Source organism: Sphingobacterium cavernae, from assembly GCF_008520265.1.
In the GTDB taxonomy this organism is placed as follows: domain Bacteria; phylum Bacteroidota; class Bacteroidia; order Sphingobacteriales; family Sphingobacteriaceae; genus Sphingobacterium; species Sphingobacterium cavernae.
Genome location: NZ_VIQM01000025.1, coordinates 76,933 through 90,285 on the forward strand (window position 1 = coordinate 76,933; position 13,353 = coordinate 90,285).

Genomic DNA, 13,353 nt, shown 5'->3' on the forward strand with positions numbered 1-13,353 from the left:
AATGCACTTTCACAATGAAAAGCCCATTTATATGCAGATCGTTGAGTACGCTTATGAACGCATACTGCAAAAAGAATGGATCGAAGAACAAAAGATACTATCTGTACGTGATCTTGCTGGAGAACTTGAGGTAAATCCGAATACTGTGATGCGCGCTTATGAAAAATTACAACAGGACAATATCATCTATAACAAAAGAGGGATAGGCTTTTTCTTAGTGAAAGATGTCGATCTAAAAATAAAAAGTCTCCGTAAAGAAAGTTTCGTACACAATGAGTTAGCCCAAGTGTTAAATACTGCAAAACTATTGGGTGTTACAGAACAAGAAATATTAAAATTGTTTAATACACAATAATAACAATGAAAAAAAACAAACTATTATTCGCCTCAGCATTCCTTTTATGGCTATTATATATTAATATCCCACAATTAAGAGGCACTGTTTACCTAAGTGGTGATACAAATAAGCCAAAAGATTGGCTTTCAGCTTTAAACCTAAAATTTAAATCAAACGAGAATTTTGAAATCCCTAAAAACATAACAACTATTTATTTGAAAGGTACTGGGCACGATTTTGAAAACAAATATTCAGAAATTAAAATTTCGAATAAAACTAAAGATAATGGCACAATTACGTATAAAGATAATAATGTAAATTTTTCGGTTCAAAATGATACATTGATCATACATCTAAAAAATAGTAGAAATAACGAATTACATATTTTAATCAATAATACCATTAAATGCATCGTAGCAGATAATATCAAAGCAAAAGAATTGTTAATAGATAACACATTACCTCTTGAATACATTCTAGGTAATAAATCTAGCTTGGATATTAATTATTCAAATACTGCAGTACCATTGAAATTCAAAATAGAAGATAAATCTGCAATAGGTTTTAGTATAAATTCTGCATCCTCGATAGACATGCAAATTATTAATAGTATGGCATATATACGGCCTAATTCGAATATCGACTCATTAAATGTAAATCTAATTGAAAAATCAAACATAATTTTTCAAGATGAATATACACGAGAAATGTATAATACTTACAACGGATTAATTGTTGGATCTGGAAGTTCAACTACGGGAGGTAATGCACCATTACCAAACAAACTGATTATTAATGGAAACTTAAAATATTACAATTTAGCTAAAGATAAGTACAAATTTCCGCATCCTCCATCAATAGAACAAGATGTTATCACTAAATAACAAAGAAGTCGCTTAATATTTTTTAAGCGACTACTTTCTTTCTAAATAAAACAATATTAGAAATTCATATTTTCTACTTCAGTTGCCGTTTCCTCAACTTTTTCCTTTAATCCCTTTTTGAAATTTAAAAGATTAGAAGCAATATCAGCATCATTTGTCGCTATAATTTGAGCGGCTAAGATACCCGCATTTTTCGCAGCATTCAAAGCTACTGTGGCTACAGGAATACCATTTGGCATCTGTAGAATTGATAATACCGAATCCCAACCATCAATAGAGTTAGAAGATTTTACAGGAACACCTATGACAGGTAAGTGCGTGATCGAAGCGACCATACCTGGCAAGTGCGCAGCACCACCAGCTCCAGCAACAATAACTTTCAAACCTCTTTCAGCAGCATTTTCAGCATACTCAAACATACGATGAGGTGTACGGTGTGCCGAAACAATTGTTACTTCGAAAGAAACACCTAATTCTTTTAAAACATCTACAGCATCTTGCATGACAGGAAGATCTGATTTACTTCCCATGATAATGCCAACTTGCACCGATTGTGAACTCATAAATTTTTATGCAATAACTTTTAATATTTCTTGTACTTTTCGGGCATTGCTAATTGCCAATTCTCTATCGGCATTTACAATACATACGTGTCCCATTTTGCGGAAAGGCTTTGTATACTTTTTACCGTATAAATGAATATATACGCCATCCATAGCTAACACGTCTTCAACCCCCACATATTTTGCTAATCCCTCGTAACCTTCTTCTCCCAAAAGATTAATCATTACAGCATTTGAACGTGCGCTTGTATCACCCAAAGGTAAGTTAAAAATTGCGCGCATATGCTGTGCAAATTGCGAAGTAAAGTTCCCTTCAATAGTTTGATGACCCGAATTGTGTGGGCGTGGGGCCAATTCGTTCACTAAAATTTCACCTGTTTTTGTTAGGAACATTTCGACAGCTAACAATCCTACTATTTGCAAGTCATTAGCAATTTTCTTAGCTAATTCTTCTGCTTGTTGTTGAATTTCAAAACTATATGTTGATGGCGAAATCAAAAATTCTACCAAGTTAGCTTCAGGATTAAATTCCATCTCGACCATCGGAAAAGTCTTTACTTCACCCCTGTCATTACGTGCCACGATAACAGCAATTTCTTTTTCGAAATCAACGATTTCTTCGATGATAGATGGCTCTGTAAACGCTTTCGTTAAATCATCCTCTGTACGAATCATCTTCACTCCCTTACCATCGTATCCATCTTTACGCAATTTCTGAACATAAGGAATAGACAAATTAGCGGTTTTCAATGAATCAATATTTGAAATAAATTGAAATGCTGATGTAGGAATATCATTTTGTTTAAAGAATTGCTTTTGCAATCCTTTATCTTGAATCAAACGAATAACACGAGATTGTGGATATACGACAACGCCTTCATCTTCTAATGCTTCTAAAGCATCCACATTCACTTTCTCGATTTCGATAGTGATCATGTCCAAATCTTTACCAAAATTGTAGACTGTATCATAATCACTCAATGAGCCACATTCGAAATGTTGACATAGTTTGCGACACGGTGCATTTTTATCCGGATCCAACACATGTACATTCACGTTGTAATTGATAGCTTCCTGGATAAACATGCGGCCTAACTGACCACCACCGAGAATGCCTAACTGCAACTCACCATAAAAATCTTTTGCCATATTATATTTAACTATTAAACAGTCTCTTCAAAATACTTATCTTGAAAGATTTGCTCACTTTCAATTTTCTTTTGTAATTCTAAAAATGCGCCTATTAAGGCTTCAGGACGTGGAGGACATCCTTGCACATATATATCCACAGGTATAATTTTGTCCACACCTTTCACCACATGATAACCATGTTGCCAATACGGACCACCACAATTCGAGCATGATCCCATTGAAATCACATATCTCGGTTCTGGCATTTGCTCGTATAATCTTTTGATACGATCCGCCATTTTGAACGTAACCGTTCCAGCTATAATCATTACATCCGATTGTCGAGGGGAAGGTCGCGGGAATACCCCAAAACGATCCAAATCATAGGTCGAAGCCATCGCACCCATCATTTCGATCGCGCAGCAGGCAATTCCAAAACTCATAGGCCACATCGACGAAAGTCGAGCCCAATTCAATAAGTCATCAATCTTAGCGACGACGACACCATCGGATTTAAGTTGTTGCTCTAGATTGGTCATGCGTTTGGTTTTTTAAATCTTGGTTTGAAGCCAACAGAAGTCTTCGGTTGTACCGTTTCTTCCTTCACTTCTTCGACCACTTCAGTCGCTTTATAATCTTTGACTTGATATTGTCTGCTATTCAAAGCTTCATAAGCACTTAATGGAATACCCGTATCAACTGTAGGAATTTTATGTTTTGGTTTTACCCAATTCAGATCACCACGCACCCAAACATATACTAATCCTAAAATCAATATGCCTAAGAAAATTGCCATTTCAATCATCGTAAACCATCCCCAACGCGCATCAGCAGCAATTAATTCCGATTGCCCAAAGACTGTAGCCCACGGAAATACGAAAATCAATTCCACATCAAATAAAAGGAATACTAAAGCAATGACATAAAATCTTGGATTGAATTGTACCCACGAACTTCCGGTCGTTTCCTCACCGCATTCGTACGTACTTAATTTGATTGGATTAGGTTTATTGGGTGCCAATAATTTGGCCATAAACATAGTCACACACACCAAAAGAATACCTACTACTCCGATTAAGAGAATAGATCCATATGCTGAGAGCTGTGTGGGGTGATCGTCCATGCTACAAAATTAACAATTAATTCTTTACCGCTAAAATTAAGCAACAAAAATCATTTATAAAAACAAAACCAAGTCATTTAAAGACTTGGTTTTGAAAATTATTTAATATTGAATTCCTAATTAAAATGGTTTTCCTGGCATCTTTGGCATGTTGCGCATCATCTTCGCCGCCATAGCCGGATTCGACATCTGCTTCATCACCTTACGCATATCCATGAATTGTTTTAACAATTTATTCACTTCCTCAATATTTGTACCGGAGCCTTTAGCGATACGCGTTCTTCTGCGTTGATCGATAGCATCAGGATTTTCACGCTCAAATGGTGTCATCGAATCAATAATAGCCTCAATAGGTTTGAAAGCATCATCCTCAATTTCTACATCTTTCAACGCTTTACCAGCTCCTGGAATCATACCAATCAAATCTTTCATGTTACCCATTTTTTTGATTTGTTGGATTTGCGAACGGAAGTCGTTGAAATCAAATTTATTTTTGCGGATTTTCTTTTGAAGTTCAGCTGCTTGCTTTTCGTCAAATTGTTGTTGTGCACGTTCTACTAAGGAAACAACGTCACCCATACCCAAGATACGAGAGGCCATACGATCTGGATAGAATACATCTAAAGCTTCCATCTTCTCCCCCGTACCAATGAATTTGATAGGCTTATTGACAACAGATTTAATCGATAAAGCCGCACCACCGCGAGTATCACCATCTAATTTGGTCAATACAACACCTGTAAAATCCAAACGATCGTTAAATGTTTTGGCTGTGTTTACCGCATCTTGACCAGTCATAGAATCCACAACAAAAAGAATTTCTTGTGGTTGAGTCGCCTCTTTAACTGCTGTAATTTCATTCATCAACGCTTCGTCTATAGCCAAACGACCAGCCGTATCGATGATGATTACATTATTTCCATTTCTTTTTCCTTCTTCTACACCCGCTTTTGCGATAGCAATAGGATCTGTAGAATTACGATCTGTGTATACTGGTACCCCAACTTGGCCACCCAAAACTTCCAATTGATCAATCGCAGCTGGACGATAAACATCACCTGCAACCAACAATGGCTTTTTACCTTTCGTAGTTTTTAAATAGTTTGCTAGTTTACCAGTGAAAGTTGTTTTACCCGCACCGTTCAAACCCGCTATCAAGATTACAGTGGGATTCTTCGATAAATCAAGATCTGTAACAGTACCGCCCATTAAAGCTGTCAACTCATCATTCATGATTTTTGTCAACAACTGACCAGGAGAGATACTAGTCAATACATTTTCACCCAAAGCTTTTTGCTTCACGTCATCCGTAAAAGTTTTGGCTGTTTTATAATTCACATCGGCATCTAACAATGCTTTGCGAATTTCTTTCATCGTCTCCGCGACGTTGATTTCTGTAATATTTCCTTGTCCTTTTAATACTTTAAAGGCTCTATCTAATTTATCTTGAAGATTTGAAAACATAGTTAATCTTTTGAAATTCTTATGCTAAGCGACAAAGTTACAAAATTGCTTCGAAAGGAGATTCATGCAAAACACAAATCACCAAAAAAGGGATAAAATAATTATCCCCCTCCACTATTTAATTCTAAAAGTTATTAATCTCTACGCCCCATTAACAAACTCGCATAGTACAATAAAGTTACTAATGCTGATAAAGCCGCTATTACATAAGTCATCGCTGCCCATTTCAATGCATCTTTAGCACCATCATGCTCTTCCACATTATGCGTGATATTCGCTGTATTCAACCATGCTAAAGCTCTTTTTGAAGCATCAAATTCTACAGGCAATGTAATAAAACTGAAAACAGTTGTAACTGCTAATGCTGCAACACCAATTTGAAGCAACAGGAGATTATTAGAGAAGATCGCTAACATAACACCTATCATCAAAGTAAATGATACAATCTTAGAAGCTACATTAACAATCGGCACCATTGACGAACGGAATTGCAACCATGAATACGCTGTAGCGTGCTGGATAGCGTGACCACATTCGTGTGCTGACACAGCAGCAGCCGCGACGCTACGTCCATGATATACTTCAGGACTTAAATTTACCGTTCGATCCGCTGGATTGTAGTGATCCGTCAATTGACCTTCTACCGAAATAATCTTTACGTCGTATATATTACTATCGTGAAGCATCTTTTGCGCAATCTCCGCTCCCGATAGCCCAGATGTCAGCGGCATTTCTGAATACTTCTTAAACTTATTTTTAAATCTCGTTTGGACAATCATACTTATGATTCCAATCCCTATTAACAAAACCCAAATTGCCATATCTTTTTATAATTTATAATTTCTACTTATTTACAGTTCTATATCAAAACAAATTCCAAAAATAATATTAGGTTAAATATCCTATATTTTAATGTCAACTTGTCAATGATGAACCTCAAATATACTAAAACACCGTCAAAATAACAGCAATAAAAAAGGATTTTCACAGAAATGAAAATCCTTTTTTAGTATCACACAATGATATTAATTATACTGAAAACTCAAATTATGTTCTTCAATTAATCTTCTCAAATTACTTAACGCATAACGCATTCTACCTAAAGCTGTATTAATACTTACCTCCGTGACTTCAGCTATATCTTTGAAGCTCATATCACAAAAATGACGCATTATAAGCACTTCCTTTTGGTCATCAGGCAACAACTGTATAAGTTTCTTCAAATCCACATCCACTTGATTTCTGACCATTTTGCGTTCCACATCATCATCTGCAAAATCCATCATTTCAAAAATATCATAACCATCCCCAGTAATTACTGTAGGACTACGTTTCTCCTTGCGGAAATAATCAATGACCATATTGTAAGCAATACGAACCACCCAAGGTAAAAATTTACCTTCTTCATTGTATCCTCCAGATTTGATCGTATTAATAACTTTAATGAATGTCTCTTGAAATATATCTTCAGCGACATACTCATCTTTGACACGCATATATATTGAGGTATATATCTTACTCTTGTATCGATCTATCAATATTTTCAACCCATTCTCATCGCCACTGGCATATAGATGAATCAGTTGTTGATCGGTCATGTTATTTAAATTTTTCATAACAATTTCCTATTTAAGTTACAGCAAAAATTAATTTTAGAGTAAGCGTGTTTCGATAAGCGTTTGTTTTAGTTATGTTTTAAAATTCAATAGCTAATTGTAGGCATAAAAGTAGTAGAAATTCTACATAAATTCAAAAGACTTAGCTTTTATTTAACATTAATTCACAGTCACATTAGATATAAAACTAACAACAAAAAAGCACCAAAGTTTGATTTGGTGCTTTTAAAATTATTTATTTACAATTCTCTTACTTATATAATGGAAATTTTGCCATTAAATCTTTCACTTTACCGTGAATAGCATTTAATTGAGCTTCATTACCGCGATTTTCCAATGCTTCGTCGATTAATTCACCAATTTGAATCATTTCCGCTTCTTTAACACCACGAGTTGTGATTGCTGCAGTACCAAAACGAACACCTGAAGTCACAAAAGGAGAACGTGTATCAAAAGGAACCATGTTTTTATTCGTAGTGATACCTGCTTGACCCAATACAGCCTCTGCCTCTTTACCCGAAATATCTTTATTGCGTAAGTCAACTAACATTAAGTGGTTATCTGTACCGCCAGAAATGATCTTGTAATCTCTATCGATAAAGAATTTAGCTAATACTTGTGCATTTGCTTGTACTTGCTTAGCATATGCTAAGTATTCATCAGTCAAAGCCTCACCGTAAGCAATTGCTTTTGCTGCAATAGTGTGCTCCAACGGTCCACCCTGTGTACCTGGGAATACCGCTAAATCTAACAATTGTGTAATAGTACGAGTTTCACCTTTAGGAGTTTTAGCTCCCCAAGTGTTTTCGAAATCTTTACCTACCATGATCATACCACCACGAGGACCACGCAATGTCTTGTGCGTAGTTGTCGTCACGATATGACAGTGCGGAAGTGGATCTGCTAATAATCCTTTAGCAATAAGACCCGCAGGGTGCGAAATATCCGCCATTAATAAAGCACCGATTTCATCAGCTACTTTACGAATACGCGCGTAGTCCCAATCACGAGAATATGCGGAAGCACCACAGATAATCATTTTTGGTTTTTCGCGTAATGCAGTCTCTTCTAAAGATTCGTAATCAATCAGACCTGTTTCTTCTTTTACTCCGTAGAATAATGGTTGGTAAATCTTACCCGATAAGTTTGCTGGAGAACCATGTGTTAAGTGACCGCCATGCGACAAATCTAAACCTAAAATCTTATCACCTGGTTTAATAGTAGCTAAAAATACAGCTGCATTAGCTTGTGCACCAGAGTGAGGCTGAACGTTAACCCATTCTGCACCGAATAATTTCTTAGCTCTTTCAATCGCGATAGTTTCTATTTCATCAACTACCTCACAACCGCCGTAATAGCGTTTTCCTGGAAGTCCTTCTGCATATTTGTTTGTCAAAACAGAACCTGCAGCTTCCATTACTTGTTTACTTACGAAGTTTTCTGAAGCAATTAATTCGATACCTTCTTCTTGGCGTTTTAGCTCGTCAGCGATTAGATTAAAGATGGCTTGATCTCTTTCCATTATACTTAATTATTGTTGGATGCGTAATTCACTTTATTTTGTCGCAAATATACGATTATCTTATCTTTTCTTTAAATTCTTTAACACTTCTTTTTCAAAAGAATGCATGTACAGTAAATTCTTCATTAAAGAGATATGATTCTTTCAAAAAATAAAATTTTATTAGGCAGAAAGCTCCTTTTTTAGAATAAGTTGTGCCGCTTCGTATGGATTTACATCCAATTCGGACACATGCTTCAAGATCATCCCAACATATGTATCTGTAGTCGCATCAGCTTGAACTACTTTACTGGTATTTTTAAACAAAGTTATTGTACTATCTTTTAAATCTTTGACAACAGTCCAAGCAGCATCCGACACATAAAGTTGTTGCGTAAAATTATGCTGATATTCGTTTTCAATATCCTGAATTATGGCTTGTTTATACTGCTCAATAGTAAGATTTGGCGCATGATTTCGCAATAGAACCTGGTAGGGCGTAATGCGATAAGCGAACAATATCAATCGTTCATAAGCTGTAAACTGCAATTGCTGTGTGTTCTTAACAAGCTCCTTATTATGATTAATAGCATTAACTTTCAGAAAAAGGCTCTCAACTTTGGGCCATATCACATAAAAAGCTAAGACTAATGCCACCAATACGCCGAACCCAATGATAAATAATTGCTTTAGCAATTCGATAAATTCCATTTTATTTCAATGTTTATAAATTGTCAAAAAATATAAGGTTGATTTTTAATGTCTAAAAATATGTAATTTTGTTTAACAATCAATTCGGAAAGGTTATTACTATGAGTACTGAAAATATAATAGCAACAGGTCCAGTTACTTTAACTACGGGCGCGGTAGCAGAATTAAAAAAATTAATAGATCAACAAGAGTTAGGTGCAGAATTTGGTCTTCGTCTAGGCGTAGAAGGCGGTGGCTGCTCAGGAATGAGTTATATCTTGGGATTTGATCAGAAAAAAGAAGGCGATTCAGAGTATGAAATCGAAGGAATTCGCATTTTTATGAACAAGGCACACGGCATGTATCTGGCAGGTATGGAAGTTGATTTCAAAAATGGCCTAGATGCACGTGGCTTTATTTTCAACAACCCTAATGCGACTAGTACTTGCGGCTGCGGCTCGAGTTTCTCTGCATAATAATTTTATTTTACATACAAGAAAAGCACTTCGATTGAAGTGCTTTTCTTGTATACGTAGATTTCTAACAAATAGTGGGATTTTTTCACCTTCCATTTTCAAAGTTAAATCGTTAAATTAGCGACCTTTGAAAAATTGATATAAAATACGTGATGTACAAGGAATATAAGCAGTTAAATTTACCGGAAATCGGAAAGGAAGTTTTAAGACGTTGGGGTGCGGAGGATATCTTCGCAAAGAGTATTTCGAATCGTCCTGCAAGCAAACCATACACTTTTTATGAAGGTCCGCCTTCGGCGAATGGTATGCCGGGCATTCACCACGTAATGGCTCGTACGATTAAGGATATTTTCTGTCGTTATAAAACTTTAAAAGGTTACCAAGTAAAACGTAAAGGTGGTTGGGATACGCACGGTCTCCCAATCGAGTTGGCTGTGGAGAAATCTTTAGGCATTACCAAAGAAGATATAGGAACGAAAATTTCTGTTGAAGACTACAACAATGCTTGTCGCAAAGAGGTCATGAAATACACAGATGTATGGAATGACTTAACAGAAAAAATGGGGTATTGGGTGGACCTGGAAAATCCATATATTACTTATCAAAACGAATATATCGAGACATTATGGTTCTTGTTGAAAGACTTATACAAAAAAGGTCTTTTGTACAAGGGTTACACTATTCAGCCGTACTCACCTGCCGCAGGTACAGGATTAAGTTCACACGAATTGAACCAACCAGGCACGTACAAAGATGTAAAAGACACAACTATCGTTGCTGAATTCCGCGTTGACAAATTGCAAGTTCATCCGTTGATTAATACCTTAGTAGAATCAGCAGATGAAGATGTAGCATTCATCGCATGGACAACTACACCTTGGACATTGCCAAGTAACTCGGCTTTGGCAGTAGGTCCAAAAATTAAATACGTAAAAATCAAAACTTTCAACCAATACACTGGTTCTCCAGTTTCGGTTGTATTGGCAAAAAACTTAATCAGCAAACATTTCAAAGCTGAAGGACAAAACGCTTCATTCCAAGATTACAAAGTAGGTGATAAAATCGTTCCTTGGGAACAAGTAGCTGAATTTACTGGTGCCGAATTGGTAGGTTTACGTTACCACCAATTGTTACCTTATATTACTTCTGAGGAATTATTGGAAAAAGCTTTCCGCGTAATTCCTGGTGATTTCGTTACGACAGAAGATGGTACAGGTATCGTTCACATCGCGCCTACCTACGGTGCGGATGACTTTCGTGTAGCCAAAGAAGCTGGTGTACCAGCTATTTTGGTAAAAGATGAAAATGGCAAAGAAGGACCTACAGTTGATCGCACTGGTCGTTTTGTTAAAGAAGTAACTGATTTTGCAGGTCGTTTTGTAAAAGAAGAATACTATTCGGAAGAAGAACGAGCTGATAAAGACTTCCGTCCGACAGATGTATTAATCGCGATCAAGTTAAAAGAAGATAACAAAGCGTTCGACGTTAAGAAATACGAACACACCTACCCGCACTGTTGGCGTACGGATAAACCCGTATTGTATTATCCTTTGGATAGTTGGTTTATCAAAACTACTGCTGTAAAAGAGAAATTGGTAGAATTGAACAAAACAATCAATTGGAAACCAGAAGCTACAGGTTCAGGCCGTTTTGGTAACTGGTTAGAAAACTTAGTAGACTGGAACTTGTCACGTTCTAGATATTGGGGAACACCACTTCCTATTTGGAGAACGGAGGATGAAAACGAAGAAATCTGTATCGGTTCGATGATAGAATTGAAACAATATTTAGAAGCTTCTTTGGAATCAGATGTTCTTACAATTGAAGAAAAATCCGTTAACAAAGAGTATTTAGATAAATTCGGTTCAGAGAAATTAGATCTTCACCGTCCTTATGTTGACCATATTGTTTTGGTTTCAGAGTCTGGACAGAAAATGTTCCGTGAATTGGACTTAATTGATGTATGGTTTGATTCAGGCGCGATGCCTTATGCACAATGGGGATTAGATTACGATAAATTAGCCGCTGGCGATCCTCTTCCTTTCAAATCGGAATATAATTCAGCATTTCCTGCGGATTTTATCGCGGAAGGTGTTGACCAAACTCGTGGATGGTTCTTTACGCTTCACGCTATTTCGACAATGGTTCGTGGCTCGGTAGCGTTCAAAAACGTTGTTTCTAACGGATTGGTATTAGACAAAAATGGAAACAAAATGTCTAAACGTCTTGGAAACGGTGTCGATCCATTTGCGACTATTGATAAATATTCGGCAGATGCGACACGTTGGTACATGATCAGCAACGCATCTCCTTGGGACAATTTGAAATTCAACGATGAAGGTTTAGATGAAGTTCGTCGTAAATTCTTCGGTACATTATATAACACATACGCTTTCTTCGCATTATATGCGAACATCGACAAATTCAGCTACGCTGAAGCAGAAATTGCAATTGAAGATCGTCCTGAAATCGACAGGTGGATTATTTCCTTGTTGAACAGTTTGAGCAAAGAAGTTGATGGATTCTATGCAGATTTCGAACCAACAAAAGCTGCTCGAGCTATACAGAATTTTGTGGATGAGCATTTGAGTAACTGGTACGTGCGTCTGTGTCGTCGTCGTTTCTGGAAAGGTGAATATACAGAAGATAAGATTTCGGCTTATCAAACATTGTATACGTGTTTGGATACGATTGCGAAATTAATGGCACCAGTTTCGCCGTTCTTCGCGGATCAATTGTATTTGGATTTAAACAATGCTACGAAGAAAGAAAACTTTGAGTCGGTGCACTTGGCTGACTTTCCTGCATATCAAACGGAGTTGGTAGACAAAGCTTTGGAAGAAAGAATGGCTATTGCACAAGATATTTCTTCATTGACATTGTCACTACGTAAAAAAGTAGGTATAAACGTACGTCAACCATTAAGCAAAATCTTGGTTCCTGTATTGGATGCAGCATTCCAAGAAAAAGTAGAAAAAGTGAAAGATTTAATTTTGTCGGAGACAAATATCAAAGACATTGAATTCATCACGGATACGACGGGAATTATTAAGAAAAAAATCAAACCAAACTTCAAAGCATTAGGTGCTAAAGTCGGTAAAGATATGAAAGTTGTTAGCACAGCTATTCAAGCATTAGGTGCAGAAGATATTACAGCATTAGAGAAAAATGGATCATTAGCACTTGCAGACACAAGCTATACGATTACTTTGGAAGATGTTGAAATCATCGCAGAAGACGTAGCTGGCTGGCAAGTTGCTAATTTGGGGAATTTAACGGTGGCTTTAGACATCCAAATTACGCCAGAATTAAAACAAGAAGGCATTGCGCGTGAATTAATCAACCGTCTTCAAAATCTACGTAAAGAGAAGAACTTTGAGGTAACAGATCGTATCAAAGTTCAGCTAAGTAGAAATAATGAGATCGAAGAAGCTGCCAAAAATAATTTATCGTATATTTGCACAGAAATACTAGCTGATTCATTTGATTTTGTGGATGTTTTAAGCACCAACGACAGTATAGAGATCAATGAAAGTAAACTTGAGGTATTAATCGAAAAATATTAGAT

Annotated in this window: 13 protein-coding genes; 4 read left to right on the plus strand and 9 right to left on the minus strand. The window is 36.4% G+C overall.

Annotated elements, in window-relative coordinates; all coding sequences use genetic code 11:
* Window positions 1–31 precede the first annotated feature (31 nt).
* Window positions 32–355 (plus strand): GntR family transcriptional regulator, encoded by a 324-nt coding sequence (locus tag FLS47_RS04150; protein ID WP_223225124.1) that lies wholly within the window; start codon window positions 32–34, stop codon window positions 353–355.
* 5 nt (window positions 356–360) lie between these two features.
* Window positions 361–1,221, plus strand: coding sequence for a hypothetical protein (locus tag FLS47_RS04155; RefSeq protein ID WP_149913128.1), 861 nt, complete (start codon window positions 361–363; stop codon window positions 1,219–1,221).
* A gap of 56 nt (window positions 1,222–1,277) precedes the next feature.
* Here FLS47_RS04155 and purE read toward each other — a convergent pair whose 3' ends face one another.
* The 9 genes from purE to FLS47_RS04200 form a co-directional block, all read right to left on the minus strand.
* Window positions 1,278–1,784, minus strand: a complete 507-nt coding sequence (gene purE / locus FLS47_RS04160) for a 5-(carboxyamino)imidazole ribonucleotide mutase (protein WP_149913129.1) — start codon at window positions 1,782–1,784, stop codon at window positions 1,278–1,280.
* A 6-nt stretch (window positions 1,785–1,790) separates the two neighbouring features.
* Window positions 1,791–2,933: a 5-(carboxyamino)imidazole ribonucleotide synthase gene (locus tag FLS47_RS04165; RefSeq protein WP_149913130.1), complete on the minus strand. Its 1,143-nt coding sequence runs from the start codon at window positions 2,931–2,933 to the stop codon at window positions 1,791–1,793.
* A gap of 14 nt (window positions 2,934–2,947) precedes the next feature.
* Complete coding sequence (locus tag FLS47_RS04170; protein WP_149913131.1) at window positions 2,948–3,454, minus strand: NADH-quinone oxidoreductase subunit B; 507 nt, start codon at window positions 3,452–3,454, stop codon at window positions 2,948–2,950.
* Entirely contained in the window at window positions 3,451–4,038 is a 588-nt protein-coding gene (locus FLS47_RS04175) for an NADH-quinone oxidoreductase subunit A (protein ID WP_149913132.1), read from the minus strand. Before FLS47_RS04175 ends, FLS47_RS04170 begins: the two co-directional genes overlap by 4 nt.
* 120 nt (window positions 4,039–4,158) lie before the next feature.
* Window positions 4,159–5,502 (minus strand): signal recognition particle protein, encoded by a 1,344-nt coding sequence (gene ffh / locus FLS47_RS04180; RefSeq protein WP_149913133.1) that lies wholly within the window; start codon window positions 5,500–5,502, stop codon window positions 4,159–4,161.
* 134 nt (window positions 5,503–5,636) lie between these two features.
* Window positions 5,637–6,323: a zinc metallopeptidase gene (locus tag FLS47_RS04185; protein ID WP_149913134.1), complete on the minus strand. Its 687-nt coding sequence runs from the start codon at window positions 6,321–6,323 to the stop codon at window positions 5,637–5,639.
* A gap of 204 nt (window positions 6,324–6,527) precedes the next feature.
* On the minus strand, window positions 6,528–7,118 hold the full coding sequence (locus FLS47_RS04190; protein WP_149913135.1) for an RNA polymerase sigma factor: 591 nt from the start codon (window positions 7,116–7,118) through the stop codon (window positions 6,528–6,530).
* A 250-nt stretch (window positions 7,119–7,368) separates the two neighbouring features.
* Window positions 7,369–8,640, minus strand: coding sequence for a serine hydroxymethyltransferase (glyA, locus tag FLS47_RS04195; protein WP_149913136.1), 1,272 nt, complete (start codon window positions 8,638–8,640; stop codon window positions 7,369–7,371).
* 162 nt (window positions 8,641–8,802) lie between these two features.
* Entirely contained in the window at window positions 8,803–9,330 is a 528-nt protein-coding gene (locus tag FLS47_RS04200; protein ID WP_149913137.1) for a DUF7935 family protein, read from the minus strand.
* A 101-nt stretch (window positions 9,331–9,431) separates the two neighbouring features.
* Here FLS47_RS04200 and FLS47_RS04205 point away from each other — a divergent pair, with 101 nt between their 5' ends.
* Both FLS47_RS04205 and ileS read left to right on the plus strand, forming a co-directional pair.
* A complete protein-coding gene (locus tag FLS47_RS04205; protein WP_149913138.1) occupies window positions 9,432–9,785 on the plus strand; it encodes a HesB/IscA family protein in 354 nt (117 codons plus the stop codon).
* A 152-nt stretch (window positions 9,786–9,937) separates the two neighbouring features.
* Window positions 9,938–13,351 (plus strand): isoleucine--tRNA ligase, encoded by a 3,414-nt coding sequence (gene ileS, locus FLS47_RS04210; RefSeq protein ID WP_149913139.1) that lies wholly within the window; start codon window positions 9,938–9,940, stop codon window positions 13,349–13,351.
* Window positions 13,352–13,353: the final 2 nt, after the last annotated feature.